Consider the following 25085-nt stretch of genomic DNA (forward strand, 5'->3'; position numbering starts at 1 on the left):
GCCAGGCGGGCCGTTCACGCGGCCCGTCGACCGCCACAGAGGAGGCGACCGAGCCTCCCGTCCACCTTGAAAAGATGAAGAGATCTGGAGATCGACAATGAAAGCACCCGTCAACCGCTTTGCAATCCTGATTTTATCGGCCGCGTCGCTCGGCACGACCGCTGCCCACGCGCAGAGCAGCGTGACGCTGTATGGCGTCGTCGACGATTCGCTCGCTTACGTGAACAACCAGCAGGGCCATTCGAACATCTACATGCGCGACGGCAACCTGTATGCGTCGAAGTTCGGGCTGCGCGGCGACGAGGATCTCGGCGGCGGCACGCATGCGATCTTCGACCTGCAGTCCGGCTTCAACCTGAACAACGGCGCGCAATCGGCCGCCGGCCTGATCTTCAATCGCCAGGCGTTCGTCGGCCTGCGCAACGATCACTACGGCACGATGACGGCCGGGCGCCAGTACACGCCCTACTTCCTGTTCGTCGGCCCATACGCCTCGAGCAGCTGGCTGACCGGCGCGACGGGCGCGCATCCGGGCGACATCGACGGCCTCGACACGACGATCCGCGTGAACAACTCGGTCACCTACACGTCGCCGACCTTCGCCGGGCTGACCGCGAGCGCGATGTACGCATTCGGCGGCATTGCCGGCGCGACCGGCAAGGGCAACACGTTCAGCGCCGCGCTGCGTTATGCGAACGGCCCGATTGGTGTCGCGGCCGGCTACCTGCGCATCAACAGCTCGGGCTCGTCGGCCGGCTTCCTGAACCCGGCGACCGCCGCATCGGGCAGCTTCGCGGTATCCGTGCTGAACCAGGGCTACCTGACTGCGAAGGCCATCGAGCAGGTCGCGGCGGCCGGCAACTACACGCTCGGCGACCTGACGATGGGTCTCAACTATTCGAACGTGAAGTACCTGCCCGGCAACGGCTCCGCGTTCACGGACACGGCCGTATTCAACACCTACGGCGCGCTCGCCGCGTACCGCTTCACGCCGGTGTTCTCGGTGGCCGGTGCGTTCGCGTACACACTTGCGTCGAAGGCGAACGGCGTCAACAGTGCGGCCCGCTACCAGCAGTATTCGCTGAAGGAGTCGTACAGCCTGTCGAAGCGCACGACACTCTATGCGCTGCAGGCGTACACGCATTCGAGCGGGCAGACGCTCGGTGCACAAGGTGCCGGCCACATCATCGACGCGGCGCCGATCGTCGGCGATTCGCAGCAGCTCACGCCATCGACGACGCACGGCCAGTTCGTCGGCATGGCCGGCATCGCCGTCACCTTCTGATCCATCGCGGCAGCGCCTTCGGCGCGCTGCCCCTGCCCCGGACGACACGCATTTCGCGCATTCCACGCGTGCCGTCCGGGCGCCATTTACACGCCCGCCGCGGTGTGTTCAGCACCTCGTCCGCCCATCTCACGAGCCACGCGGGTTTTCTCGATCTCCCCAATACCTTACAATTCGTCAGGTTTCTCCCCTCTGCATGCCCCCTTCTTGCAGTCCTGACACCGCGGTACACTCGACGCACGCCGTATCAGGGTCCGACGCACGACGCGCGCCGGGCGGCGTCGCGCCTCGTTGCGCCCACAACTGGATGCCAGCCATGCCAGATTCCCGTCCCTCGACCCGCACGACGTTCAAGCCGCAGGTCGTCCTGCCCGCGCTCGCGGTCATCGGCGCGCTGCTCGTCGTGTGCGCGCTGCTCCCGAGCGAAGCCGGCGCGCTGTTCTCCGCCGGCCAGCAATGGGTCATCGCGCGCTTCGACTGGTTCTACGTGCTCGCCGTCACCGGCTTCCTCGTGTTTCTCGTGCTGATCGCCGCCAGCGACTTCGGCAACATCCGGCTCGGCCCCGACGACGCCGAACCCGAATTCAGCTTCGTGTCGTGGACAGCGATGCTGTTCGCGGCCGGCATGGGCATCGGCCTCATGTATTTCGGCGTCGGCGAGCCGATGCAGCACTTCCTGAAGCCGCCGACCGTCGACCCCGGCACGCCCGCCGCCGCACGCGAGGCGATGCTGATGACGTTCTTCCACTGGGGCTTCCATGCGTGGGCGATCTACGGGCTGATGGGGCTTGTGCTCGCGTACTTCGGCTTTCGCTACAACCTGCCGCTGACGCTGCGCTCGGGGCTGTATCCGGTGCTGCGCGAGCGCATCAACGGCTGGATCGGACACACGGTCGACGCGTTCGCGCTGGTCGGCACGGTCGCCGGTATCGCGACGACGCTCGGCTACGGCGTGATGCAGCTGAGCGCGGGCCTGCATACCGTCGCCGGCTGGGACACCGGCAGCAACGTGTTTCGCATCGGGCTCGTCGCGGTCGTCGTGATCCTCGCGGGCGTATCGGCCGCGACCGGCCTCGACAAGGGCGTGCGGCGGCTGTCCGAGCTGAACCTGCTGCTGGCGTTCCTGTTGCTCGCCTTCGTGGTCGTCGCGGGCCCCACGCTGTTCCTGTTCCGCGCGCTCGGCGACAACGTCGGCCAGTACCTGTCGCACCTCGTCGACCTGTCGTTCCGCACGTATGCGTACGCGCCGCCGCGCGAGGAAGGCTGGTTCGGCGGCTGGACGATCCTCTACTGGGCATGGTGGGTATCGTGGTCGCCGTTCGTCGGCATGTTCATCGCGCGCATCTCGCGCGGCCGCACGATCCGCCAGTTCGTGATCGGCGTGCTGCTCGTGCCGACCGCGTTCAACCTCGTGTGGATGACCGTGTTCGGCAACAGCGCGATCTGGCTCGATACGCACGGCGCGGCCGGCGCGCTCGCGCAGACGGCCACCAATGTCGATGCACTGCTGTTCCGCTTCTTCGATTTCCTGCCGATGCCGCAACTGCTGTCGATCGCCGCGATCGTGCTGATCGCGGTGTTCTTCGTCACGTCCGCCGATTCGGGCGCGTTCGTGATCGACCAGATCGCGACGCGCGGCAACGCGCACTCGCCCGTGTGGCAACGGCTGTTCTGGGCCGCGCTGCTCGGCGTGACGGCCGCGGTGCTGCTCGTCGCAGGCGGGCTCGGCGCATTGCAGGCGATGACATTGATCGCCGCGCTGCCGGTCGCGATCATCATGATCGCGCTCTGCTACGGGCTGTGGCGCGGGCTCGCGGCCGACCGCGTGCACTATTCGCAGGACGTCGCCCCCGCGACGAGCTTCTGGACCGGCCAGCACTGGCGCCACCGCCTGACGCACATCCTGCGGCAGACGACCGAAGCCGAAGCGCGCCAGTTCGTCGCCGAGACGGTCGAGCCCGCGTTGCGCAAGGTCGCCGGCGAGTTGCGCGCGAGCGGCGTCGATGCGAATGTGCAGCGCGACAGCGACGATGCCGTGCGCCTCACCGTGCCGACCGCCGACCACCGCGATTTCGTGTACGGCGTGCGCGTGACAGTGAAATCGGCAGCCGCGTTCCTGGTGCGCGAGGCGGCCGAGCCGGAAGCGGAACGGGCACACGTGTACGGGATCGTTACCTTCTTCGAGGACGGGCGGCTCGGCTACGACATCGAATACCTGCGCGGCGACGAAGTGATTGCCGACGTGTTGCGCCAGTACGAACGCTACGTGTCGCTCGCGGCCGACAAGCGCACGCATCTGCTGAGCCGTGCGCCGGGGCACGCGACGGAGGCCGAATGAACCTGCATGTCGCTGCATTCGCTGCGCCGTGGCGGTCCGCCACCCGAGCCGGAGCCGCACGATGACCGGGCTCCTGCAAAGCAGCGCTTCCGACGTCATCGCGCTCGGCACGCTCGCCGTGCTCTACCTCGGCGGAGCCGGCATCGCACTGTGGCGGATCCGGGCCGCGGCGCCGCGCGGCAAGGTCTACTGGATCGTCTGCGCTGCGCTGCTCGCCGGCGGCGCCATCGCGATGGGCATCAACCTGTCGCCGATGCCGGAGACGGGCGATATGCCGCCCGGGTTTGCGCTCGGCGTCGAGGCCGTCCTGCTTGGCCTCGCCTTGGTCGCCGGCGGTTGCGCGTGGCTGATGCTGCGCGCGCGGCGACGCTGACGCGCATACGTCACGCGGCCCGGCTTCGTCCCGCACAAACTACAACGCGCGGGACGAACCGGCCGCCGCTTCCCTGATCCGCGTCTTTACCGCAATGCGTTACGCGGACGGTGCGCGCGCCGTCACGAGCCAGCATGCCGCGTCGAAGCGCACATCGGCACCATCCACGTAAGGCTCGAACGCGGCACGCATCGTGTCGACGGCGCGTAGCCGAGTCGCCTCGTCCACCTCCAGCAACGCAAGCCCGACCGGGCCGAGCCGCGTGATGTAGTCGTCCAGCGCGGGCGCAGGCAGCGCGCACGCCAGATCGACCGGCTCGATCGCGATGTCCGCCCAGCCGCTGTCCGACAGCACCGACTCGATCCGCTGCCGGTCGCCGAACGCAAACTGCCCCGGCGCGCCGGGCCGCCGCGCGGGCAGGTTCGGCAGCAACGGCGCGGCGGCCCGCTCGGCGATCGTCATGAACGGATTGTCGGCCGCGCCGCGCCACGCGACGAACCGCATCTGCGCATTCGGCCGTGCCGCATGCCGCAGATTCGCAAAGGCACGAACCGGATCGTCGAAGAACATCACGCCGAGGCGCGACACGATCAGGTCGACGCTCGCGGGCTCGAACGCGTGCGTCTGCACATCCGCACGCACGAAACGGGCGTGAACGCCGCTGCGTTCGGCGCGCGCTTGCGCGGCGTCGATCATCCGGGCCGAGATATCGATGCCCGTGCACTGCGCGTCCGCCCCAAGCCGCCGCGCGATCGAAAGCGTGACCGCTCCCGTGCCGCAGCCGACATCGAGCACGGTGCGCGCGGACGACGCGGCCGCCGCATCCACGAGCAACTTCTCCAGCAGTTCGAACATCCGGTCGATCGGCGCCTGCGTATCAACCCAGGCGCGCCCCGACGGGCCATTCCATAGCGCGGATTGTTCATCGTTGGGCCGGCTGGTTTCCATCGTCGATTCCCCTTCTGGTTCGTTGATCGTGCCTCGCACTTTGCTGCTTCAAGCCGGCTTGAGGTCAAGGCCCCCCGGCCGCGACCTGCCGTCGCAATGTCGACGCCCAGCCCGAGTGCCCCCCCATCGCGCCCCGTTCTTTTCACATTTCTTACATTCGCGCTGCGTATCGTTGACGACTTTCCTACGGTGCCTCCCATGCGACGACTCCTCACGCGCGCGCTGCTCGTGCGCTGCGCTCCCCTTGTTGCCCTCGCCGCGCTATCGGCGTGCTCGAACCACATCGATTCGCCCGCCGATCCGGCGAGTGCGTCGGTCAACGTCCAGGCCGCATGGGTCGAGATCGGCGAGTCGAACCAGGCAATCGCGCGCGTCATCACGAACTACACGCCCGCGTCGGCCAGCGATCCGCTGTGCCCGCAACTGACCGTCGACGGCAAGCTGTCGCGCATGTCCGTACGCGCGGGCGCCGCGACCATCGCCCAGCGGCCGACCGCCAGCGACCCGTCCGATTCGAAGCCGTCGAGCTTCCCGGTATCCGTCTGCGAGATGACGCTGCCGGCCGGCGCGCAGGCGGCGAGCGTCGCGGGCCGCACGCTGCCGTTGCCGAAGGCGCAGCCGCAACGCATCGCGATCATCGCCGACACCGGCTGCCGCATGAAGAAGGCCGACAACGCGTGGCAGGCGTGCAACGACGCGTCGGTCTGGCCGCTCGACACGATCGCGGCCAGCGTCGCGAAGCTGTCGCCCGACCTGGTGATGCACATCGGCGACTACCACTATCGCGAGAACGCCTGCCCGCCGGACATCGCCGGCTGCAAGGACAGCCCGTGGGGCTATGGCTGGGATACGTGGCAGGCCGACCTGTTCCGCCCGGCCGCGCCGCTGCTCGCGAAGGCGCCGTGGGTCGTCGTGCGCGGCAACCACGAGGAGTGCGCGCGCGCAGGCCAGGGGTGGTTCCGCTTCCTCGATCCGCGCCCGTATTCGGCCGCCCGCTCGTGTGACGAGCCGGCCAACGACAACAACGCGAACTACTCGGAGCCCTATGCGGTGTCGCTCGGCAGCGGCTCGCAGGTGATCGTGTTCGACACCGCGAAGGTCGGCCGCACGCCGCTCAAGACCACCGACGCGCAATTCGGCATCTACCAGAAGCAGTTCCAGACGGTCGCCGCGCTCGCGTCGACGGCCGGCATGACGACGACGATCTTCACGAACCATCATCCGATCCTCGCGTTCGCGCCGATCGCCGGCAGCACGCCCGCGCCGGGCAACCTCGCGCTGCAGTCGGTGATGTCGAGCCTCAACGCGCAGGCGTACTACCCGCCCGGCGTGCACGTCGCGCTGCACGGGCACGTGCACGATTTCCAGGCGATCAACTTCTCGTCCGGGCATCCGGCGACAATCGTGTCCGGCAACGGCGGCGACAACCTCGACGTCGCGCTGCCCGACCCGTTCCCGGCCGGCCTGACGCCCGCACCGGGCGCCGTGATCGAGCGGCTGTCGCACAACAACAGCTTCGGCTTCCTGATCATGGAACGCCGCGACGCCCCGGCGACCGGCTGGGTGTTCCACGCGTATTCGGCGGCCGGCAAGCTGCTCGCGTCGTGCAACCAGTCGGGCAGGACGCTCGCCTGCGACAAGACGGGGTTCATTGCGCCGTGAGTGAAGAAGTTCGAGATGACGGCCGCCATGCTCGCGGCCGGCAAATGCTGCGCACACTGGCCGCGGCCGGGCTCGCGGGCCTGGCGCTCGCGGCCCACGCCGCACCGGCCGAAACGATCCTGCTTCCCGGTGCACCGCCTTCGCGAGTCGTCGACACGATCGGCAACGGCACGCCGCAGGTGACGGGCAAGATCGATGCGGCGACCGCGCGCTTCGCGCCCGACCCGACGCTCGTCGCGCTCGGCCGCCGGATCTTCTTCGATCCGCGCCTGTCCGAGCCGCGCGGCATCTCGTGCGCGGGCTGCCACGACCCGGGCCGCGCGTTCGCGCCGACGCTGTCGGCCGCCGCGCTCGCGGGGCCGGGCGTGCCGGAAGGCAGCCGGCCCGGGCGTTTCAGCCAGCGCAACGCGCCGTCGCTGCTCTATGTACGCTACGTGCCGCGCCGCCACTTCTACCAGGACGACGATGCGCCCGCGCCGTCGCCGTTCGGCGGCCTGTTCAGCGACGGGCGCGCGGATACGCTCGCCGAGCAGATCCGCGGGCCGCTGTTCGATCCGAACGAGATGAACAACCGGTCGCCGGCCGCGCTGCTGCGCAAGATCGACGCGACCGAACTCGCGCCGGATCTCGCCGCGCGCTTCGGCGCGCCGGTGCGGCGCGATCCCGAGCAACTGGTGCGCGCGCTGGGCCTGGCCGTCGAAGCCTATCTGCAGAGCGACGAGATGGCGCCGTTCACGTCGCGCTTCGACACGTTCCTGCGCACGCGCAAGCCGCTCGCGCCGGCCGAGATGCGCGGCCTCGCGCTGTTCCGGAATCCGGACAAGGGCAACTGCATGAGCTGCCATACGCTGTCGGAGACGTCGAGCCGCCCGGAACGTTCGCTCTTCACCGATTTCGGCTACGACGCGATCGCGGTGCCGCGCAACCGCGCGCTGCCGGCGAACCGCGATCCGCGCCATTTCGACAACGGGCTGTGCGACACGGCACGGCGGCTGCGCTGGCCCGAGCCGACGCAATGGTGCGGCTACCTGCGCACGCCGGGGCTGCGCAACGTCGCGGTCAAGCAGACATTCATGCACAACGGCGTGTTCACGACGCTGCGCGACGCGGTCGCGTTCTACAACACGCGCTCGACCGACCCGGGCTTCTGGTATCACGGGGCCAGAACGTTCGACGACGTGCCGGCCGCCTACCGAGGCAACATCAACGTCAACTCGACGCCGATGAACCGCCGGCCCGGCACGCCGCCCGCGCTGACCGACGCGGAAATCGACGACATCGTCGCGTTCCTCGGCACGCTGACCGACGCGCGCTATACGAAGGTTGCTGCTCCCGTAGCGCCCGCGGCCCCTGCCGCCCGGATCACGCGAACCGCCGCGCCGGCTCACTGACCCTGGCCGAACGGCCAGCCGCACACGCACCCGCTTGCGGTCGTCGCAAACACTGGTTATATTTACAGTACTGTATTTATGAACAGTGAGGTGCGCGATGGAACATCTGGTCCGTATCGTCAACGAAGCCGATCGCCAAGTGCTGGCGTGGCTCCGCGCCCAGGTCGGCGATGCCCGCGTCGAGCGCGCGGCTCGCCAGCTCGGGCATACGCGCAAGCCCTTCCCGTCCGCCGTATGCCGGTATCTGGGCATGAGCGCACCGGCCACGCTGCGCCAGGCCGAACGGCCCCGCGCCGCGCGCGATTTCTCGGTTGGCGATCGTTACCTGTCGCTGATCCGCCAGCACCTCGCTACGCACTCGGCCAGCCGATGAAATGGCGGCGGCTCGCCGCGTCGGTGGCTCGGAAAGCTGCGGCGCTTGCGTATTCGCAAGCCCGGCCGGTCGCCACCGCGCTTACGTGGCCGCGGTGGCTTCCCGTACGAGGCGGCCGAGCGTTTCGAATGCCGCTTCGTGCGCCGCATCGAACACGCGCGTGCAAGCAAGCCGGATATAGCCGTCGAAGCGGTCGGAATTCGAGAAGATCGAACCGGGCGCGATCCTGACCCCATGGGCCAGCGCGGCGTCGAACAGCACCTCGGAGCGCACGCCGTCCGGTAGCGCGATCCACAGCAGCATCCCTCCCGGCGGCTGGTTCATCCGGGTGCCGGCCGGGAAATGCCGTGCAATCGCGTCGATCGTCACGTCGCGCTGCACACGCAACTGTTCGCGGAACCGGTGCAGATGGCGATCGAACGCGCCCGAACCGACGAATTCGGCCGCAACGGCCTGCAGCAACGCGGCGTTGTGCCGGCTGTGCGCAAACTTCAGCATCTTCACGCGCGCATGCCAGCGCCCCGCGCTGATCCAGCCAAGCCGCATCCCGGGAGCCAGCACCTTGTTGAACGACGGGCAGTAGATCACCGTGCCGTCGCGGTCCCATGCCTTCACCGGCTTGACCGCCTGCGGCGCCTCGACGAGCTCGCGATAAGGCTCGTCCTCGATCACGGCCACGCCGTGGCGCGAACAGAGCGAGACGAGCGCGGCCTTGCGCTCGTCGGGCATCACGCAGCCGAGCGGGTTCTGCAGGTTCGGCACGACGACCACGGCCCGAATGTCCGGATACGCGGTCAGCGCCACTTCGAGCGCCTCGATCGACAGGCCGGTCGTCGGGCTGGCCGGGATTTCGAGCGCGCGCAAACCGAGGCTCTCCAGCAACTGGATCAAGCCGAAGAACGCCGGCGATTCGATCGCGATCGTGTCGCCGGGGCGCGCCACCGCGCGCAATGCGAGATTCACGGCATCGACGCCGCCGCTCGTCGACATCACGTCGTCCGGCGCCACCGTCACGCCGTACGACAGCGCGCGCTTGGCCATCGTCTGCCGGAACTCGGGCGAACCGCCGACGGGCCCCGCATCGGTCAGCAGCGTGGGCTTGCGCCGCAACAGCCGGATCGCGAGCGCCTGCAGGCGCTCGGCCGGATACAGCGTGGCCAGCGCGGAAGCACCGCCGAGATTCAGCGCATCGGGCGCCGCGTTGGCGCGATCGATCACGCGCGACACGCGTTCGTGCAGGCCCGCGAACGGCGGCTCGACGCTCAGCGGTGGCCCGTCGCTTTCCGGCAGCGTTTCGAGCGCGACCGCCGCGCGGCGCCGCACGAAGTAGCCGGAGCGCGGCTTCGCCTCGCACCAGCCCGTATCCTCGAGCCGCCGGAACGCCTGGATCGCGGTCGACAGGCTCACGCCGTGCTGTGCCATGAATGCACGCACCGACGGCATCCGGTCGCCGGGCGACAGCGTGCCGGCTGCGATGATTCGGCGGTAATGCTCGGCGAGCCGTTCGTAAAGCGGCTCGCCGTCCATCGGCAAGGGCGGGCGGGATGAATCGGCGAAAGGCGTCATGCAGCCGATCGTGCCCGCGCGGCCGATCGCACGCCAGATACAGATTCCGGGGAAACCCACCGATACAGCGACGCAAATTCGTCGCTGCACCGCAACAGATTCCCGCCCCCTGAATCTGTCGTGCCGGTGCCCGTTTCCCTAACCTGATTGCACGCTGTCGCCTCGCCGTCGCGAGGCCGCGCAACCGGGAAAGGGAATCGCCATGCAGACGCATCACATCCGGCTCGACGCCGGGCAAAGCCACTTTGCGTGGTACGACAAGGGCAGCCAGGTGATCGTGCTCGATGGCGCGCTGGCGGTCACGCTGCGGCACGGCGGGCTCGACTGGCTGCCCGACGCGCCGCAGCACATTCGCCGCCTGCTCGACGAAGGTGAATGCCTGACGTTCGAGACGGCTGGCCACGTCGCGCTGTCGGCCGGCGGCACGGGCGCGGTCAGCACGGCGGTCGTGGAGCCGGACGGACAGCCCGTCGTGCTCGCGGGATTGCGTGCGGCCCTACGCTGGCTATCCGAGCGGATGCGCGGCGGCCATCGTGTGCGCGAGCATTCCTGAAATCGGGACTTGCCGCGTCACGAAGAAGCATCAGGCTGACACCGCATCATCCGATGGAGATTGGACTCGATCCGGTTCGGCCGCGCTCATGCAGATCGACCGGCCTTGACCGATCAACCGCCACCGCTTGCTTGGTACGCGGCGACCGTCACCTTACCGCGCACTCCTGCGACGCTCGACCCACTCGAATACGGCCATCCCTGCCAGCATCGCGACGACGAACACGATCCCCTTCGCCGATCCGAAGCCGATCGACACGATCGCAGGCCCCGGGCAGAACCCGGCGATCCCCCAGCCGATGCCGAACACGGCACTGCCGGCAACCATCCGCATGGTGATCGCCCGCACGGCGGGCAACTGCATCGGCAAACCGAGCCACGACCGCGTCCGGCGTTTCGCCCATGCGAACGCAAACACGGCCACGCCCATCGCGCCGGCCATCACGAACGCGAGCGACGGATCCCAGCGGCCCGCCAGGTCGAGAAAGCCGAGCACCTTCTGCGGACTGGCCATGCCCGACACGATGAGGCCGACGCCGAACAGCAACCCCGCGAGAAATGCGAATCCTGCCTGCATGTCAGCCTCCCAGCACGTGCCGTCGCACGAAGACGGTCACGAAGCCTGCGACCATGAAGACCACCGTCGCGACCACCGAACGCAGCGCACCGCGCGACATCCCGCACACACCGTGGCCGCTCGTGCAGCCGCCCGCGTACCGCGTGCCGACTCCGACCAGTAGCCCGGCCGCCACCAGTTCGACCCAGCCTGCATCGACCTGCGGCGTCAGGCTGTTCCCGGCGACGTGCATCACGAGCGGTGCGGCGATCAGCCCGGCGACGAACGCGGCGCGCCAGTCGCGCTCGCCCGCGCGTGCCGCGAACAGACCGCCGACGATGCCGCTGATGCCGGCAATCCGGCCGTTGAACGCAACGAGCCACGCTGCCGCGAGCCCGATCAGTACGCCGCCGGCCAACGACAGCCACGGCGTGAAATGAAGCGCATCAAGCTGCATCGCGCCGCCCCTTCGCGGCCGGGCCGCAGAATTGCTCGTACAGCACGCCCATCACCGCAATCGCGGCCGGGCTGTCGAGCGAATAGCGGATGTTCTTGCCGTCGCGGCGCGTGCGAACCAGCGCGTTGTCCCGCAACACACCGAGCTGCTGCGACAGCGTCGGCTGGCGGATATCCAGCGCTGTCTCGAGATCGCTCACGCAGCGCTCGCCCTGGGACAGTTCGCAGAGCAGCAGCAGCCGGTCGGGATTCGACAGCACCTTGAGCAGCGCGCAGGCCGATTCGGCGGCCGCGCGCATCTGGGCGGGTTCCGGCAACCCGGCGGAAAGATCGTCGTTCATCGGCGCAGAAAGACAGTTAAAGAATCAATATTATATCAATTCATATAACGTCGAACCTTGCCACTTTCCGACAGGCGGCCTTGCGCCCTCCTTCGCTCAGGCCTGCTCGCCCGCCATCGCCTTCGCGGCGGGCATGCGCGCCGCATCGGCACGCACCACGCCGAGCGCCAGCACCGCAATCCCCGCGATCACGCACGGCGCCGCGACGACGGCAAACGCCGTCGACAACGGCACGCCCATCGCCAGCATCGCGCCGCCCGCCATCGATCCGACGACCGAGCCGCCACGGCCGATCCCGTTCGCCCAGCTCACGCCGGTGGTGCGGCACTCGGTCGGATAGAACGCGGCCGACAGCGCATTCGCGCCGACCTGCGAACCCGATACGCAGAAACCGGCCGCGAACACGGCCAGCGCGGCGCTCCACGGCGACGCGGCAAACACGCCGATCGCCGCGACGAACACGCCGGCCGCCGCGTAGCTGCAGGCCAGTACGCGATGCGGATCGAAACGGTCCATCAGCCCGCCGAGGACGATCGCACCGAGCGTGCCGCCGACCTGGAACATCGCGGTCACGCGCGCGGCCGTCTGCAGCGTCGCGCCGGTCGTGCGCAGCAGCGTCGGCAGCCAGCTCGACAACAGGTAGATCACGAGCAGGCTCATGAAGAACGTGAGCCACAGCAGCAGCGTGCCGCGCAGCAGGTCGGCCCTGAACAGGCGGCCGAGCGGCGATCCGGCCGGCTTGCCGGCGGGCGCGGTGAATGACGCGCTCCGAAGATGCGGATCCGGCGCGATGCGTCCCAGCATCGCCGCAATCCGCTCGGAAGGTGCACCCTGATTGACGAGATAGCGCACCGATTCCGGCAGCCGCCACGCGAGCACCGGCAGGAGCAGCAATGGCGCGGCCCCGCCGACGACGAGCACCGCACGCCAGCCGTAGTGCTCGATCAGCGACGCGGCCGCGAGCCCGCCGAGTGCCGAGCCGATCGTGAAGCCGCAGAACATCGTCGTCACCAGCAGCGAGCGGCGCCGCGCCGGACAGTATTCGGACGTCAGCGTGATCGCATTGGGCATCGCACCGCCCAGCCCGAGCCCGGTCACGAAGCGCCACGCGATCAGCTCGGTCAGGCCGCCGGCACTCGCCGACGCGGCGCTCGCGATGCCGAAGCACGCCACACAGGCGAGCAGCAGCCGCTTGCGGCCGAACCGGTCGCCGAACGGCCCGAACACGAGCGCGCCGGCCATCAGCCCCGCGAGCCCCGCGCCGAACACCGGCGCGAGCTGCGCGGGCGACAGGCCCCATTCCGCGCGGATGACGGGGGCGATGAAACCGATCGATGCGGTATCGAAACCGTCGATCGCGACGATCAGAAAGCACAGGACGACGATCGCGGCCTGAAACGGCGCAACGCGATGCCGGTCGATCCATTCGCTGACGTCGATGAACAGCGTATCGGCCATGATGGTGTCTCCTCCAGGAAGGCGGTCGCGCGTCGTATCGTTGAAATGCGCGCCGCCGGAATCGGGCCAACCGCGCCGCGTTACGCGACGGACTTCAGGCAATCCTCCGCACGCCAGCCGTGCAGCCAGTCGAGCGCGTCGAAGAACTGCGCCTGCGTACGGCCGACCCAGAGCCCGTTGCGTACCTGCCTTTCGACGCCCTTCGCGTGATAGATCCGCCCCATCTCGCGCGCCGAATACAGTACGCGCGCGGTGCGCGGAATCCGCACACGTTCGTACAGTGCGAACGCGGCTTCGAAATCGCCGTCGGTCCGGGCCACGGCCGCACCGAGCGTCACTGCATCCTCGAGCGCCTGGCACGCGCCCTGCGCGATGTATTGCGTCATCGGATGCGCGGCGTCGCCGAGCACCGTCGCGCGGCCCGCGCTCCAGCGTTCGACCGGATCGCGATCGGCGGTCGCCCAGCGCTTCCACGACGTCGGCCGGTCGAGCATCTGCTTCGGCAGCGGATGGATGCCGTCGAAGTACGACAGCACTTCCTCCTTGCTGCCCTCGCGCACGCCCCAGGTTTCCTGCTCGCGGCTGTGGAACGTGACGACGAGGTTGTACTGCCGTCCGCCGCGCAGCGGATAGTGAACGAGATGGCAATGCGGCCCGGCCCACACGACCGGCGCATTGATCTGCAGGTCCTGCGGCATGTTGTCGACGTCGACCACCGCGCGATACACGACGTGGCCCGTCACGCGATGCACATCGCCGATCAGCGCGTGACGGATCGCGGATTTCACGCCGTCGCAGCCGATCACCGCATCGGCGCGATACCGTTCGCCGTGCTGGTCGGTCACCGTCACGCCGTTGCCGTCCTGCTCGAAGGCACACACCTGCGTGCTCGTGCGGAATTCGATCAGCGGATGATCCTTGACCGCCTCGTAGATCGACAGGTGAATGTCCGCGCGATGAATCACCGCATACGGATTGCCGAAGCGCTCGCGGTACGCGGCGCCCGTATCGATGCGCGCAACCTCGCGTGCATCGACCGCATCCATCAGCTGCAGCCGGTCGGTGAACACGGCCCGGCCGCGCGCGGCCTCGCCGACACCGAGCGCGTCGAGCGCGTTGAATGCATTCGCCGCGAGCTGGATCCCCGCGCCGATCTCGCCGATCCGATCTGCCTGTTCGAGCAGCTTCACGCGAATGCCCTGGCGCGCGAGCGCGAGCGCCGTCGCGAGCCCGCCGATTCCGCCGCCGATCACCAGCACGCGCCGGCCGTTATGTTTTGTCTCGCCCATGTCTGTCTCCTGCTTCGTGTTACGCGACGTAATCCGGTTGCCGCTGCGGTTGTGCGGCCTCGAACGCCGGGTCGTGCCGCGCGTGTTCAAACACCGCGAGGCTGCGCGGATACGCACTCAGGTCGCAATCCATCCGCAACGCGTTCGCGACCTGAGGCACGAGGCATACGTCGGCGAGCGTCGGCGTGTCGCCGAAGCACCACGGGCTCTCGTCCGCGCGCGCGAGCAGCCGCTCGACACCGGCCATCCCTTCCGCGATCCAGTGCCGGTACCACGCTGTCTTCTGCTGCGGCGTGACCTTCAGCTCGCTGTCGAGATAGCGCAGCACGCGCAGGTTGTTGACCGGATGGATGTCGCATGCGATCAGCGCCGCGAGTTCCAGCACGCGGGCGCAATGGTGCGGTTCGAGCGGAATCAGTCGAGGCGTCGGCTGGATCTGGTCGAGGTAATCGAGTATCGCGAGCGACTGCCCGAGACGGAAATCGCCGTCGACCAGTGCCGGCACCGCGGCCGACGGGTTCACGTTCGCGACGTAGGCCGCGTCGCGATGCTCGCCGGTGCGGATGTTCACCGGCAGCGTGTCGTACGACAGCCCTTTCAGCGCGAGCGCGATGCGCACCCGGTAGGACGTCGAACTGTTGAAGAAGCTATGCAGTTGCACGATGTCGCCTTTCGATCAAGATGCGTCAGACCACGCGCACGGTCAGTTCGCCGAGCCGTTCGACGCCGACCTTCATCACGTCGCCCGCGACCACCGCGCCGACGCCTTCGGGCGTGCCCGTGAAGATCACGTCGCCCGGTTCGAGGCGGAAGAACTTCGACAGGTCGGCCACCGTTTCCGCGACCGACCAGATCAGGTGCGACACGTCGCTCGTCTGCTTCGTTGCGCCGTTGACGGTCAGCCACAGGCCGCCCTGCTCGAAATGACCGACGTCGCTTGCCGGATGCACGGGCCCGATCGGCGCGGAGCGGTCGAATGCCTTGCCGATTTCCCACGGCCGGCCCATTTCGCGCATCTTCATCTGCAGGTCGCGGCGCGTCATGTCGAGGCCGACCGCATAGCCCCACACGTGTTCGAGCGCGTGCTCGAGCGGAATGTCCGAGCCGCCCTTGCCGATCACCGCGACGAGTTCGGCTTCGTAGTGATAGTTCTGCGTCTGCGACGGATACGCGAGATCGAGCGTTTCGCCGTACGCGACCGGCACGATCGAATCGGCCGGCTTGCAGAAGAAGAACGGCGGCTCGCGATCGGGATCGAAGCCCATTTCGCGTGCATGGGCCGCGTAGTTGCGGCCGACGCAATAGACGCGGCGTACCGCGAATTGCGCATCGCTGCCGGCGACGGGGAGTGCCACGGGCGCTTCGGGCGGGAAAACGAAAGTCATGTATGGCTCCAGCGTAAATACGAATGAAGGGGGCGCGCCGAGGTGACGGCGCGCGGGAAACGGGAAACGGGAATCGGGAATCGGGAATCGGGAATCGGGAATCGGGAAACGAATCGTTGAAAGCAGCCGGCGTCAGTCGCGCGCTTCGCGCAGCAGGTTCAGCGCGGACAACACGGGCCTGTCGGAATAGCTGAACAGCACGCTGCCGGACGACGCCGACAGCCGCACGGGCGCCCACGACGGCGCGACGAAGATGTCATGCGGCTCGAATTCGAATGCGTTGCCGCCGATGTGCGCGGTGCCGCTGCCTTCGACGACGCAGTAGATCGTCGCGTCGGTGCTGCGGTACGTGCGGCCGTTGAAGCCGGCGGGCAGGAACTGCATGAAGGTGGCGATCGTCGGCATCGGCCAGCCACCCGTCGCGGGGTTCACGTAGCGCAGCTTCACGCCGTCCCACGCGTCGAGCTCGCCGTTCCGGTACAGCGCGTCAAGCGCCTCGCGGGTGCGGGCATACGGATAGCTGAACACCGGCGACGTCGGATCGCTCACGCGATGCCGCACCGGCACCATGTTGTGACCGAAGCGCGCGAAGCTGTCGCCTTCCGGGCGATTCACGGGCTGCACGGCTTCCGGGTAGTTCTCCGCGAAGCCTGCGTCGAGGTTCGCGAGCAGCGGAATGTCAAGCCCGTCGAGCCACACGACCGGCTCGCCGCCCTCTTCCTCCGACGGGTTGCCGTGGTCGTGCCACGCCCACGACGGCGTGATGATGAAGTCGCCCGGATGCATCGTCGTGCGCTCGCCGTTCACGGCCGTCCACGCGCCGCATCCTTCGACGATGAAGCGCAGCGCCGACTGCGTATGCCGGTGGCTCGGCGCGATCTCGCCCGGCAGGATCAGCTGCAGGCCCGCGTACAGGGTCGGCGTCATGCTCGACTTGCCCGGCAACCCGGGGTTCTCCAGCACCAGCACGCGGCGCACGGCTTCTTCCGCGCTGATCACGCTGCCGGCCTGCATCACGAGGTCGCGCACCTGCGCGTACTTCCAGATCGCTGCCTGCGCGGCCGGCTGCGGGGATTTCGGCACGAGGTTGTGCAGCGATTCCCACAGCGGCGCCAGGCGTTGCTCGGCGATCCGTGCGTAATAGGCGGCGCGCGACGCGTCCGGCTGGGTCGTCATGATGTCTCCTTGGAGTCGGCCGATCGGCGTCGGCGCTATGTCGGGGCGAGGACCATGCAGCAGTCCGTTAGCTGATTTATATTCGACCCAGACATACCCGGTAAAATGGTCAAATCATCTAATCCATATAGTTATGGATATACCTACTCGCGGCGAGGCATGCGATGGACTGGACCCACCGGCTGCGACTGCGGCACCTGCAGGTACTGTTGAGCCTTGCCGGCACCGGCAATCTGAGCCAGTCGGCGGTAGCGCTTGCGACCACGCAGCCCGCGCTGTCGAAATGGCTGAAGGAACTGGAAGAGGATGTCGGGCTACCGCTGTTCGAGCGGCATGCGCGCGGCCTGCGGCCGACGCCCTACGGCGAAGCGCTGATCGAGCATGCACGCCGCGTCGAAGCGCAGCTCGACGTCGCGCGCGACGACATGGCCGCCCTGCGGGAAGGCGGTAGCGGCCTCGTGACGATCGGCACGTCGGGCGTCGCGGCGGCCGACACGGTGCCGCTCGCGGTATCGCAGTTGCTGAAACGGATGCCGCGCGCGCAGGTTCGGATGACCGAAAGCACGATGAACCAGCTGATGCCGCAGCTCGCGCGCAGCGAACTGGATATCGTCGTGGGCCGCTCGGGGTCGACATCCGTCGATCCGCTGCTGCATGCGGAAGCGCTGTATGTCGATCCGGTCGTGTTCGTCGCGCGTCCCGGCCACGCGCTCGCCGGTGCGGCGTCGGTCGGCTGGGACGACGTGCTCGCTTATTCGTGGATCGTGTGGCCGTCGGGCACGCCCGTGCACAACGCGCTGGAGACCGCGCTGACGGCCGCCGGCCGCGTGCGGCCGCCGCACTGCGTCGAATCGAATTCGTCGATCCTCAACCTCACGCTGCTGAACAACACCGACTTGCTCGGCGTCGCGTCGCATCGCGCCGCGCAGCGCTTCGCGCAATTGAACGCGATCCGGATCCTGCCGATGCAGCTCGAAGGCCAGGGCGCGGTGTCGATGTACTGGCACCCCGATAGTGCGAATCGCGCGGCCGTGGCCGCGACGATCGAATGCCTGCGTGCCTGTGCGGCACCGCAGGTCGGCGGATGGGAGAAAGTGAAGGCGGATTGAATGTGGCTCGGCCCGGCGTCAACCGGGCCGAGCCACCACGACGCCGCGATGCATCACGTCACGCGCCGTCGCAGGACACCGTGCCGTCCAGCATCAGCGTGCCGACCCGCGCGGGCACGAGCGGCGTGCGCGGTATGGGCGGCGTCCAGCCGAACAGTGCCTGCGCGGCCGCGCCGCACACACGGCCCTGGCACGCGCCCATCCCGCAACGTGACTGCAGTTTCGCGGCCGTCCAGCCCGGCGCTTGCGCGACTGCATCGAATCGCACGTCTTCGCACCGGCACAGCAGCGTATCGGGCCGCGCAAGCCGGCGGATCGGCTCGCGGATCGCGAAACGCTCGCGCACGGCATCCGCAAAAGCCTGCCAGTGCGCTCGCTGCGTAACCAGCGCAGCCAACTGCGCCGTCTGCCCGGTCGCCGCCAAACCGGCGATCTCGCCTTCGACCATCGCCAGCTCGCTGCCGCCGACGCCCGTGCACTCGCCCGCCGCGAAAACCCCGTCGCGGCTCGTACGCTGGTGCGCATCGACCGCCACCGCGCCGTTGTCGATCCGGCAGCCGAGATGACTCGGCAGCACGGTATTCGGCACGAGGCCGAAGCCGCACGCGAGCCGGTCGCAGTCGACGTCGAACTCGCGATCGCCCTGACGAATCCGCACGCGTTCGAGCCGCTTGTCGCCGAACGCTTCGACGACATGCGCATCGGGCCGATAGGCGGCCGTGACGAGCTTCGCGGCCTGCGCGAGCTTCGACGGCCAGCGCCACAGCCCCGCCCCGAAACCGGCCACGCTGCCCCATGCGGCCTGTTCGAGCACGTGCGACACGCGTGCGCCGGCCTGACGGGCCGTCGCGGCGCTCGCCAGCAGCAGCGGTCCGCTGCCCGCGATCACCGTGCGCTGCCCGCGCACATCGAGGCCGTACTTGATCAACGCCTGCAAGCCGCCCGCACCGGTGACACCCGGCAGCGTCCAGCCCGGAAACGGCAGCAGCAGCTCGCGTGCGCCGCAGCACAGAATCAGCATCCGGAAATCGAGCAGCAGCCCGCGTTCGTCGTCTTCGAGCAGCAGCGTGCCCGGCTGCGTTTCGGCGACGATGCGCGTCGCCGCGAGATGCGTGACGTTCGGTTGCCGCAATACGGCGAGCCGCTCGGCGGCAGCCGGCGCCGGCGTTGCCGCTGCGCCTTGCCGCCAGATCTGCCCGCCCGCCCGCGGGTTGTCGTCGACGATCGCAACCGTCGCACCGCTGCGCGCGGCGGCCCGTGCGGCCGACAGCCCGGCCGGGCCCGCGCCGACGATTGCGACATCGACGCTCAGTCGTTCCTGTTTCATCGCGTGCGCTCCACCTGCATCCCGTCTCGGCACAGCGTCTGGCAAGCCAGCCGGCGCCGGCCGTCGATCGTCATTCTGCACTCCTGGCAAATGCCCATTCCACAAAACGGCGCACGCGCCGCGCCCGTGCACGACACGCGCGTCGTGTCGTCGCCGCTCGCCGCGACGGCGGCCGCGACGGTCGCGCCGTCGGCCACCGTCAGCGCGCGGCCGTCCAGATGAATGATCATGTCAGCCTCCGCCGGGCCGCCCCAAGGGGGCTGACGGCCCCCGCGAGGGGCGCCGTGCATGGGACCGGAGTAAGCGCTGCAGCGCCAACTCCGGCCGACAGTGAGCGAAGTGAGCGTGGGGGTCGTTTCATGTCAGCGCTCCGGTTACGGGGGACGCGGTCAGGAAGCGTCCCGGCAAATACGGTTCGATATCGATGGGCGGCCGCTCGCCGGCCATCAGCGCGGCAACGAGCCGCGCGCTGCCCGGTGCGGTCGTCACGCCGAGCCCTTCGTGCCCGACCGCGAGCCACACGCCCGGCCGCGCCGGATGCTCGCCGAGCAGCGGCAGCCCGTCGGGGCTTGCGGAACGGAACCCCGTCCATGCACGGATCCCGTTCAGGTCGGCCAGGTCGGGCAGATAGCCCACCGCGCGGCACAGCATGCGCGCGAGCACGGGCGGCTCGACTTGCGCGTCCTCGGTGTCGAACTGGCGCGACGAACCGATCAGCAACTGGCCGGTCGGCCGCGGTTGCACGTTGAACGCGACTGACGTGCCGTCGCTCGCATGCGCGCTCGCCGCATAGCCCAGCTCGACGAGCTGGTGCGACACCTGGCCCGGATAGCGGTCGGTAATCAGCAGATGGCCTTTTTTCGGGCGCAGCGGCAGTTCGGGCAGCAACGTGCGCGCGGCAACGCCGTTGGCGACGACCACCCGCTCCGCGCGCAGCGTGTCGCCGCTCGCGAGCGTCACGCTCGGGCCATCGACTGCGACGGCCCGGTCGCGCCGCAACGTGATGCGCGGCGCGCGCTGCAGCAGCCAGTTCGCGGTGACGGGCGCATAGAGGATTGCATCGCCGGGAATCTTCAGCGCACCGCCGAGGCCGGCACGCAGCATCGGTTCCAGTTGCGCGAGCGTCGCCGCGTCGATCAGTTCGCCCGCGACGCCGTGCGCGGCCAACGCTGCCTGCTTCGCGCGCGCCAGATCCATTTCGTGCGCATCGGCCGCGAGCCACAACGTGCCGCAGTTGCGGTACGCGCAACCGTCGGGCATCTCGTTGCTCAGCGCGCGCCACAGTTCGATCGAGTAATGGCTGAGCGCGAGTTCGGCCGCGTTGTCGTCCATCGCGACGAGGTGCCCCATGCCCGCGCCGGTTGCACCGCCGCTCGCGTCGTCGACGACGAGCACGCGCAGCCCGCGCTGCGCGAGTTCGTGCGCGCACGCCGCGCCGACGATGCCGGCGCCGATCACGACGACATCCGTCTTGGTGTCGCTCACGGCGCGATACCCCAGCCGAACGGATCGTCTTCCTCGATCAGCAGCGTCGCTTCCGCGCTCAGGTGGGCACTGCCGCGGATCGTCGGCACGATGCCGCCTTCGGCCTGCTCGTAGCTCGCATGGAACACGCTGCCGATCACGCTCGCCTGCCGCCACACCGCGCCCGGCGCGAGCTTGCCGTCGGCCGCGAGGCACGCGAGCTTCGCGCTCGTGCCGGTGCCGCACGGCGAACGGTCGTACGCGAGGCCCGGGCACAGCACGAAGCTGCGGCTGTCGTGTTCGGGATCGTCGGCGAACAGCTCGATATGGTCGATCTCGCCGCCGTTCGCGCCGGTGATGCCCGCGCGTTCGAGCCCTTCGCGCACGGCCGACGCATACGCGGTGAGCGCCGCGACGTTGTCGCCGGCGACGCGCTGCCCGTGGTCGCTGATCAGGAAGAACCAGTTGCCGCCCCACGCGATGTCGCCCTTTACGGGGCCGTAACCCGGCACGTCGAGCGCGACGCCCTTTGCATGGCGATACGCGGGCACGTTGCGCACGCTGACCGACAGGTCGTCGTGCAGCGTCGCCTCGACGGTGCCGACGGGCGTTTCGATCCGGTGCACGCCGGGCGCGATGCGCCCCATATGGTGCAGCGTGCGCACGACGCCGATCGTGCCGTGCCCGCACATCCCGAGATAGCCACTATTGTTGAAGAAGATCACGCCGGCCGCCGCATCGGGCGACACGGGTTCGCACAGCAGCGCGCCGACCAGCACGTCGCTGCCGCGCGGTTCGAGAATGCATGCGGTGCGGTAACGGTCGTGCTCGCGCGCGAGCACGTCGCGGCGCTCGGCCATGGTGCCGCTGCCGAGCGCGGGAAAGCCGGACACGACGAGCCGAGTGGGTTCGCCGCCCGTGTGCGAATCGATGATCTGGATGCGCTTCATCATGAGCCGTCCGAAGTGGGGAAAGGAGCACAGCTTCCTCCGTCGCGCGTCCGCCCGCTTGTGGCTTTTCGATGAGGACGACGACGAAATCGGCATAGTGCGAAGCGCCCTTCCCGCGCCGTCCGGCCACTGTGCCGATTTCGTCATTTTGCTCCGCGATACGACTCAAGCGTGATGGGCATTTGCGCGGCGATACTGGTTGCCACACCGACACCTGTCGGCCGACCGATACAAACACGTAGGAGATTGAAGTGAGCCGAAACGCCATTCAGTGGACCGGGGTTTTCCCGGCCGTCAGCACCCAGTTCAAGCCGGACTTTTCCCTCGACATCGACGCCACGCATCGCGTGGTGAAGAACCTGGTGAACGACGGCGTGTCGGGCCTCGTGGTCTGCGGCACGGTCGGCGAAAACACGTCGCTGTCGACGAGCGAGAAGCTCCAGGTGATCGAGGCCGCACGCGACGCAGCCGGCGGCAAGATTCCGGTGATCGCCGGCATCGCCGAATTCACGACCGAATTCGCGCGCAACACGGTGCGTGAAGCCCAGCGCGTCGGCGTCGACGGCGTGATGGTGATGCCCGCGCTGGTCTACTCGGCCAAGCCGCACGAAACCGCCGCGCACTTCCGCGCGGTCGCGACGAGCACCGACCTGCCGGTGATGGTCTACAACAACCCGCCGATCTACAAGAACGACGTGACGCCCGACGTGCTGATCGCGCTGCAGGATTGCGAGAACATCGTCTGCTTCAAGGATTCGTCGGGCGATACGCGCCGCTTCATCGACCTGCGCAACGCGGTCGGCGATCGCTTCGTGCTGTTCGCGGGCCTCGACGACGTCGTGGTCGAGAGCATCGCCGTCGGCGCCGAAGGCTGGGTGTCGGGCATGTCGAATGCGTTCCCGAAGGAAGGCGAAACGCTGTTCCGCCTCGCGAAGCAAAAGCGTTTCGACGAAGCGCTCGCGCTGTATCGCTGGTTCATGCCGCTGCTGCACCTCGACGCACGCCCCGACCTCGTGCAGTGCATCAAGCTGTGCGAAGAGCTGGTCGGCCGCGGCAGCGCGATCACGCGTCCGCCGCGCCTCGCGCTGCAGGGCGACACGCTCGCGGAAGTGAAGGCCATCGTCGCGAAGGCGCTCGAAACGCGCCCGGCACTGCCCGACGTCGGTCTCTGATCGACTCCCCCTGCGGCGGCGCGCGGGCTTTCCCCCCAGCGCGCCGCCGTCTCCGGTCCGGCATGGCCTGCGGGCCCGTTCGCACCGGCGCCTGCCCGCGCCGCGTGTGAACGCCCCGCAGCCCGCCCCGGTCGTTCGAACCGGGCGCCGCCGGCCGGCAGGCAAGCGCCGCTGCTCCGTCGGAGCGCGGCGCACCTCAAGCCTGTGCCGATATTCCCCCTAGGAGACAAGCCCATGCCAGGCCAAGGCAACGCTCACCCGTCTGTCCCGCTTTCCCGTTCCGCGCACCCCGACGCGGGTCACGGCAAGTTCAAGAAACAGCTGTCACTGACCGATCTCACGTTCATCGGTCTCGGCGCCATTTTCGGTTCGGGGTGGCTGTTCGCCGCGAGTCACGTGTCGACGATCGCGGGCCCGGCCGGCATCTTCTCGTGGCTGCTCGGCGGCTTCGCGGTGCTGCTGCTCGGCATCGTCTACTGCGAACTCGGCGCCGCGCTGCCGCGCGCGGGCGGCGTGGTCCGCTACCCGGTGTTCTCGCACGGCCCGCTGCTCGGCTACCTGATGGGCTTCATCACGCTGATCGCCTTTTCGAGCCTGATCGCGATCGAAGTCGTCGCCGCGCGCCAGTATGCGGCCGCGTGGTTTCCGGGCCTGACCGTCGAAGGATCGAGCGACCCGACCACGCTCGGCTGGCTCGTGCAGGCCGCGCTGCTGTGCTTCTTCTTTTACCTGAACTATTCGAGCGTGAAGACGTTCGCGAAGGCGAACAACATCATCAGCATCTTCAAGTTCATCGTGCCGCTGGCGGTGATCGCGGTGCTGTTCACGTTCTTCAAGCCCGCGAACCTGACGATCCAGGGCTTCGCGCCGTTCGGCATGCCGGGCATCGAGATGGCCGTGTCCGCGGGCGGCATCATCTTCGCGTACCTCGGACTCACGCCGATCGTGTCGGTCGCGAGCGAAGTGCGCAATCCGCAGCGCACGATCCCGATCGCGCTGATCCTGTCGATCCTGCTGTCGACGCTGATCTACGTGCTGCTGCAGCTCGCGTTCATCGGCAGCATTCCCACCAACATGCTCGCCGCCGGCTGGCATGACGTGAGCAAGGCGTTCTCGCTGCCGTACCGCGACATCGCGCTGGCGCTCGGCGTCGGCTGGCTCGCGGTGATGGTCGTCGCCGACGCGATGATTTCGCCGAGCGGCTGCGGCAACATCTACATGAACGCGACGCCGCGTGTCGTCTACGGCTGGGCGAAGACGGGCACCTTCTTCAAGGTGTTCACGCGCGTCGACGAAGCGTCGGGCATCCCGCGCGCGGGCCTGTGGCTCACGTTCGGCCTCGCGATCTTCTGGACGCTGCCGTTCCCGTCGTGGGAAGCGCTGATCAACATCGTGTCGGCCGCGCTGGTGCTGAGCTATGCGGTCGCGCCGGTATCGGTCGCCGCACTCCGCCGCACCGCACCCGACCTGCCGCGGCCGTTCCGCGCCAGCGCGTTCGGCATCACCGGCCCCGCATCGTTCGTGATCGCCGCACTGATTGTCTACTGGTCGGGCTGGAGCACGGTGTCCTGGCTGCTCGGCCTGCAGATCGTGATGTTCGTCATCTATCTCGCGTGCCGCCGCTGGGTGCCGACCGCGCACCTGAGCCTCACCGAGCAAGTGCGCTCGTCCGCGTGGCTGATCGCGTTCTATGCCGCGATGATCGTGCTGTCGTATCTCGGCGGCTTCGGCGGCACGGGCCAGCTTGCGCATCCGTACGACACGGTCGTCGTCGCGGCCGTCGCGCTCGTCATCTACTACTGGGGTGCGAATACCGGCGTGCGCGCCGACAAGCTGCAACTCGACGACGACGAGGACTGACGCGCCCGCGCGCTTACCCATGATCCCTTCGGCCGGGCGCCCTACGCCCGGCCC

The 25085-nt window shown here is 68.5% G+C and carries 24 protein-coding genes; 10 read left to right on the forward strand and 14 right to left on the reverse strand.

The features are described from left to right. The first annotated feature begins 97 nt into the window (after positions 1–97). From BCO18175_RS21040 to BCO18175_RS21050, 3 genes are all read left to right on the forward strand, one after another. The gene (locus BCO18175_RS21040) at positions 98–1285 is read left to right on the forward strand and encodes a porin (protein ID WP_174983689.1); all 1188 of its coding nucleotides are present in this window, start codon (positions 98–100) and stop codon (positions 1283–1285) included. Positions 1286–1601: 316 nt separating this feature from the next. Continuing rightward, positions 1602–3623, forward strand: coding sequence for a BCCT family transporter (locus BCO18175_RS21045; RefSeq protein WP_174983691.1), 2022 nt, complete (start codon positions 1602–1604; stop codon positions 3621–3623). 61 nt (positions 3624–3684) lie between these two features. After that, positions 3685–3996 (forward strand): hypothetical protein, encoded by a 312-nt coding sequence (locus tag BCO18175_RS21050; protein ID WP_174983693.1) that lies wholly within the window; start codon positions 3685–3687, stop codon positions 3994–3996. A 99-nt stretch (positions 3997–4095) separates the two neighbouring features. Here BCO18175_RS21050 and BCO18175_RS21055 read toward each other — a convergent pair whose 3' ends face one another. After that, a complete protein-coding gene (locus BCO18175_RS21055; RefSeq protein ID WP_174983695.1) occupies positions 4096–4944 on the reverse strand; it encodes a class I SAM-dependent methyltransferase in 849 nt (282 codons plus the stop codon). Between the two features lie 198 nt (positions 4945–5142). Between BCO18175_RS21055 and BCO18175_RS21060 the strand changes: the two genes are divergently transcribed. From BCO18175_RS21060 to BCO18175_RS21070, 3 genes are all read left to right on the forward strand, one after another. Next, a complete protein-coding gene (locus BCO18175_RS21060; RefSeq protein WP_174983697.1) occupies positions 5143–6606 on the forward strand; it encodes a metallophosphoesterase family protein in 1464 nt (487 codons plus the stop codon). Between the two features lie 44 nt (positions 6607–6650). Further along, complete coding sequence (locus BCO18175_RS21065) at positions 6651–7997, forward strand: cytochrome-c peroxidase (protein WP_174983699.1); 1347 nt, start codon at positions 6651–6653, stop codon at positions 7995–7997. Between the two features lie 97 nt (positions 7998–8094). After that, positions 8095–8370 (forward strand): hypothetical protein, encoded by a 276-nt coding sequence (locus tag BCO18175_RS21070; protein WP_011355479.1) that lies wholly within the window; start codon positions 8095–8097, stop codon positions 8368–8370. Positions 8371–8451: 81 nt separating this feature from the next. Here BCO18175_RS21070 and BCO18175_RS21075 read toward each other — a convergent pair whose 3' ends face one another. After that, a complete protein-coding gene (locus BCO18175_RS21075) occupies positions 8452–9936 on the reverse strand; it encodes a PLP-dependent aminotransferase family protein (RefSeq protein WP_174983701.1) in 1485 nt (494 codons plus the stop codon). Positions 9937–10138: 202 nt separating this feature from the next. On the opposite strand from BCO18175_RS21075, the gene BCO18175_RS21080 reads away from it, so the two are divergent. Beyond that, on the forward strand, positions 10139–10489 hold the full coding sequence (locus BCO18175_RS21080; protein WP_174983703.1) for a hypothetical protein: 351 nt from the start codon (positions 10139–10141) through the stop codon (positions 10487–10489). Between the two features lie 153 nt (positions 10490–10642). Here the strand turns inward: BCO18175_RS21080 and BCO18175_RS21085 are convergent, their stop codons facing one another. The 8 genes from BCO18175_RS21085 to gtdA form a co-directional block, all read right to left on the reverse strand. After that, on the reverse strand, positions 10643–11065 hold the full coding sequence (locus BCO18175_RS21085; protein ID WP_174983705.1) for a DUF6691 family protein: 423 nt from the start codon (positions 11063–11065) through the stop codon (positions 10643–10645). A 1-nt stretch (position 11066) separates the two neighbouring features. Beyond that, positions 11067–11501 (reverse strand): YeeE/YedE family protein, encoded by a 435-nt coding sequence (locus BCO18175_RS21090; RefSeq protein WP_174969364.1) that lies wholly within the window; start codon positions 11499–11501, stop codon positions 11067–11069. Further along, the gene (locus BCO18175_RS21095) at positions 11491–11841 is read right to left on the reverse strand and encodes an ArsR/SmtB family transcription factor (RefSeq protein WP_174983707.1); all 351 of its coding nucleotides are present in this window, start codon (positions 11839–11841) and stop codon (positions 11491–11493) included. Before BCO18175_RS21095 ends, BCO18175_RS21090 begins: the two co-directional genes overlap by 11 nt. A gap of 96 nt (positions 11842–11937) precedes the next feature. Continuing rightward, positions 11938–13299, reverse strand: coding sequence for an MFS transporter (locus BCO18175_RS21100; protein ID WP_174983709.1), 1362 nt, complete (start codon positions 13297–13299; stop codon positions 11938–11940). Between the two features lie 80 nt (positions 13300–13379). Beyond that, on the reverse strand, positions 13380–14588 hold the full coding sequence (locus BCO18175_RS21105) for a 3-hydroxybenzoate 6-monooxygenase (RefSeq protein ID WP_174983711.1): 1209 nt from the start codon (positions 14586–14588) through the stop codon (positions 13380–13382). 19 nt (positions 14589–14607) lie between these two features. Further along, positions 14608–15249 carry a maleylacetoacetate isomerase gene (maiA, locus tag BCO18175_RS21110; RefSeq protein WP_174983713.1) on the reverse strand — a complete coding sequence of 214 codons (642 nt, stop codon included), beginning with the start codon at positions 15247–15249 and terminating at the stop codon, positions 14608–14610. 25 nt (positions 15250–15274) lie between these two features. After that, positions 15275–15973, reverse strand: a complete 699-nt coding sequence (locus BCO18175_RS21115) for a fumarylacetoacetate hydrolase family protein (protein ID WP_174910641.1) — start codon at positions 15971–15973, stop codon at positions 15275–15277. A 132-nt stretch (positions 15974–16105) separates the two neighbouring features. Further along, positions 16106–17149, reverse strand: a complete 1044-nt coding sequence (gene gtdA, locus BCO18175_RS21120; RefSeq protein WP_174983715.1) for a gentisate 1,2-dioxygenase — start codon at positions 17147–17149, stop codon at positions 16106–16108. Between the two features lie 164 nt (positions 17150–17313). On the opposite strand from gtdA, the gene BCO18175_RS21125 reads away from it, so the two are divergent. Beyond that, entirely contained in the window at positions 17314–18258 is a 945-nt protein-coding gene (locus tag BCO18175_RS21125; protein ID WP_174910646.1) for a LysR family transcriptional regulator, read from the forward strand. A 58-nt stretch (positions 18259–18316) separates the two neighbouring features. Here BCO18175_RS21125 and BCO18175_RS21130 read toward each other — a convergent pair whose 3' ends face one another. From BCO18175_RS21130 to BCO18175_RS21145, 4 genes are all read right to left on the reverse strand, one after another. Beyond that, positions 18317–19585 (reverse strand): NAD(P)/FAD-dependent oxidoreductase, encoded by a 1269-nt coding sequence (locus BCO18175_RS21130; protein ID WP_174983717.1) that lies wholly within the window; start codon positions 19583–19585, stop codon positions 18317–18319. Beyond that, a complete protein-coding gene (locus BCO18175_RS21135) occupies positions 19582–19815 on the reverse strand; it encodes a 2Fe-2S iron-sulfur cluster-binding protein (RefSeq protein WP_012338331.1) in 234 nt (77 codons plus the stop codon). Before BCO18175_RS21135 ends, BCO18175_RS21130 begins: the two co-directional genes overlap by 4 nt. A 127-nt stretch (positions 19816–19942) precedes the next feature. Beyond that, positions 19943–21070: an NAD(P)/FAD-dependent oxidoreductase gene (locus tag BCO18175_RS21140; RefSeq protein ID WP_174983719.1), complete on the reverse strand. Its 1128-nt coding sequence runs from the start codon at positions 21068–21070 to the stop codon at positions 19943–19945. Next, complete coding sequence (locus BCO18175_RS21145) at positions 21067–21999, reverse strand: 4-hydroxyproline epimerase (RefSeq protein WP_174984013.1); 933 nt, start codon at positions 21997–21999, stop codon at positions 21067–21069. The genes BCO18175_RS21140 and BCO18175_RS21145 overlap by 4 nt, the downstream gene beginning before the upstream one ends. A 251-nt stretch (positions 22000–22250) precedes the next feature. Here BCO18175_RS21145 and BCO18175_RS21150 point away from each other — a divergent pair, with 251 nt between their 5' ends. Both BCO18175_RS21150 and BCO18175_RS21155 read left to right on the forward strand, forming a co-directional pair. Beyond that, entirely contained in the window at positions 22251–23171 is a 921-nt protein-coding gene (locus BCO18175_RS21150; protein ID WP_006484863.1) for a dihydrodipicolinate synthase family protein, read from the forward strand. 234 nt (positions 23172–23405) lie between these two features. Continuing rightward, the gene (locus tag BCO18175_RS21155; RefSeq protein WP_174983721.1) at positions 23406–25031 is read left to right on the forward strand and encodes an APC family permease; all 1626 of its coding nucleotides are present in this window, start codon (positions 23406–23408) and stop codon (positions 25029–25031) included. Positions 25032–25085 lie beyond the last annotated feature (54 nt).

This window comes from Burkholderia lata (assembly GCF_902499335.1).
GTDB lineage: Bacteria > Pseudomonadota > Gammaproteobacteria > Burkholderiales > Burkholderiaceae > Burkholderia > Burkholderia lata_B.

Excerpts from the sequence above, each read along its gene's own strand:
- BCO18175_RS21095 (WP_174983707.1), bottom strand. The coding sequence starts at position 11,841 with ATGAACGACGATCTTTCCGCCGGGTTGCCGGAACCCGCCCAGATGCGC.
- BCO18175_RS21085 (WP_174983705.1), bottom strand. The coding sequence starts at position 11,065 with ATGCAGGCAGGATTCGCATTTCTCGCGGGGTTGCTGTTCGGCGTCGGC.
- BCO18175_RS21130 (WP_174983717.1), bottom strand. The coding sequence starts at position 19,585 with ATGAAACAGGAACGACTGAGCGTCGATGTCGCAATCGTCGGCGCGGGC.
- gtdA (WP_174983715.1), bottom strand. The coding sequence starts at position 17,149 with ATGACGACCCAGCCGGACGCGTCGCGCGCCGCCTATTACGCACGGATC.
- BCO18175_RS21065 (WP_174983699.1), top strand. The coding sequence starts at position 6,651 with ATGCTGCGCACACTGGCCGCGGCCGGGCTCGCGGGCCTGGCGCTCGCG.
- BCO18175_RS21155 (WP_174983721.1), top strand. The coding sequence starts at position 23,406 with ATGCCAGGCCAAGGCAACGCTCACCCGTCTGTCCCGCTTTCCCGTTCC.
- BCO18175_RS21090 (WP_174969364.1), bottom strand. The coding sequence starts at position 11,501 with ATGCAGCTTGATGCGCTTCATTTCACGCCGTGGCTGTCGTTGGCCGGC.
- BCO18175_RS21045 (WP_174983691.1), top strand. The coding sequence starts at position 1,602 with ATGCCAGATTCCCGTCCCTCGACCCGCACGACGTTCAAGCCGCAGGTC.
- BCO18175_RS21105 (WP_174983711.1), bottom strand. The coding sequence starts at position 14,588 with ATGGGCGAGACAAAACATAACGGCCGGCGCGTGCTGGTGATCGGCGGC.
- BCO18175_RS21100 (WP_174983709.1), bottom strand. The coding sequence starts at position 13,299 with ATGGCCGATACGCTGTTCATCGACGTCAGCGAATGGATCGACCGGCAT.
- BCO18175_RS21145 (WP_174984013.1), bottom strand. The coding sequence starts at position 21,999 with ATGAAGCGCATCCAGATCATCGATTCGCACACGGGCGGCGAACCCACT.
- BCO18175_RS21125 (WP_174910646.1), top strand. The coding sequence starts at position 17,314 with ATGGACTGGACCCACCGGCTGCGACTGCGGCACCTGCAGGTACTGTTG.
- BCO18175_RS21040 (WP_174983689.1), top strand. The coding sequence starts at position 98 with ATGAAAGCACCCGTCAACCGCTTTGCAATCCTGATTTTATCGGCCGCG.
- BCO18175_RS21135 (WP_012338331.1), bottom strand. The coding sequence starts at position 19,815 with ATGATCATTCATCTGGACGGCCGCGCGCTGACGGTGGCCGACGGCGCG.
- BCO18175_RS21055 (WP_174983695.1), bottom strand. The coding sequence starts at position 4,944 with ATGGAAACCAGCCGGCCCAACGATGAACAATCCGCGCTATGGAATGGC.
- BCO18175_RS21115 (WP_174910641.1), bottom strand. The coding sequence starts at position 15,973 with ATGACTTTCGTTTTCCCGCCCGAAGCGCCCGTGGCACTCCCCGTCGCC.
- BCO18175_RS21070 (WP_011355479.1), top strand. The coding sequence starts at position 8,095 with ATGGAACATCTGGTCCGTATCGTCAACGAAGCCGATCGCCAAGTGCTG.
- BCO18175_RS21075 (WP_174983701.1), bottom strand. The coding sequence starts at position 9,936 with ATGACGCCTTTCGCCGATTCATCCCGCCCGCCCTTGCCGATGGACGGC.
- BCO18175_RS21080 (WP_174983703.1), top strand. The coding sequence starts at position 10,139 with ATGCAGACGCATCACATCCGGCTCGACGCCGGGCAAAGCCACTTTGCG.
- BCO18175_RS21050 (WP_174983693.1), top strand. The coding sequence starts at position 3,685 with ATGACCGGGCTCCTGCAAAGCAGCGCTTCCGACGTCATCGCGCTCGGC.
- BCO18175_RS21060 (WP_174983697.1), top strand. The coding sequence starts at position 5,143 with ATGCGACGACTCCTCACGCGCGCGCTGCTCGTGCGCTGCGCTCCCCTT.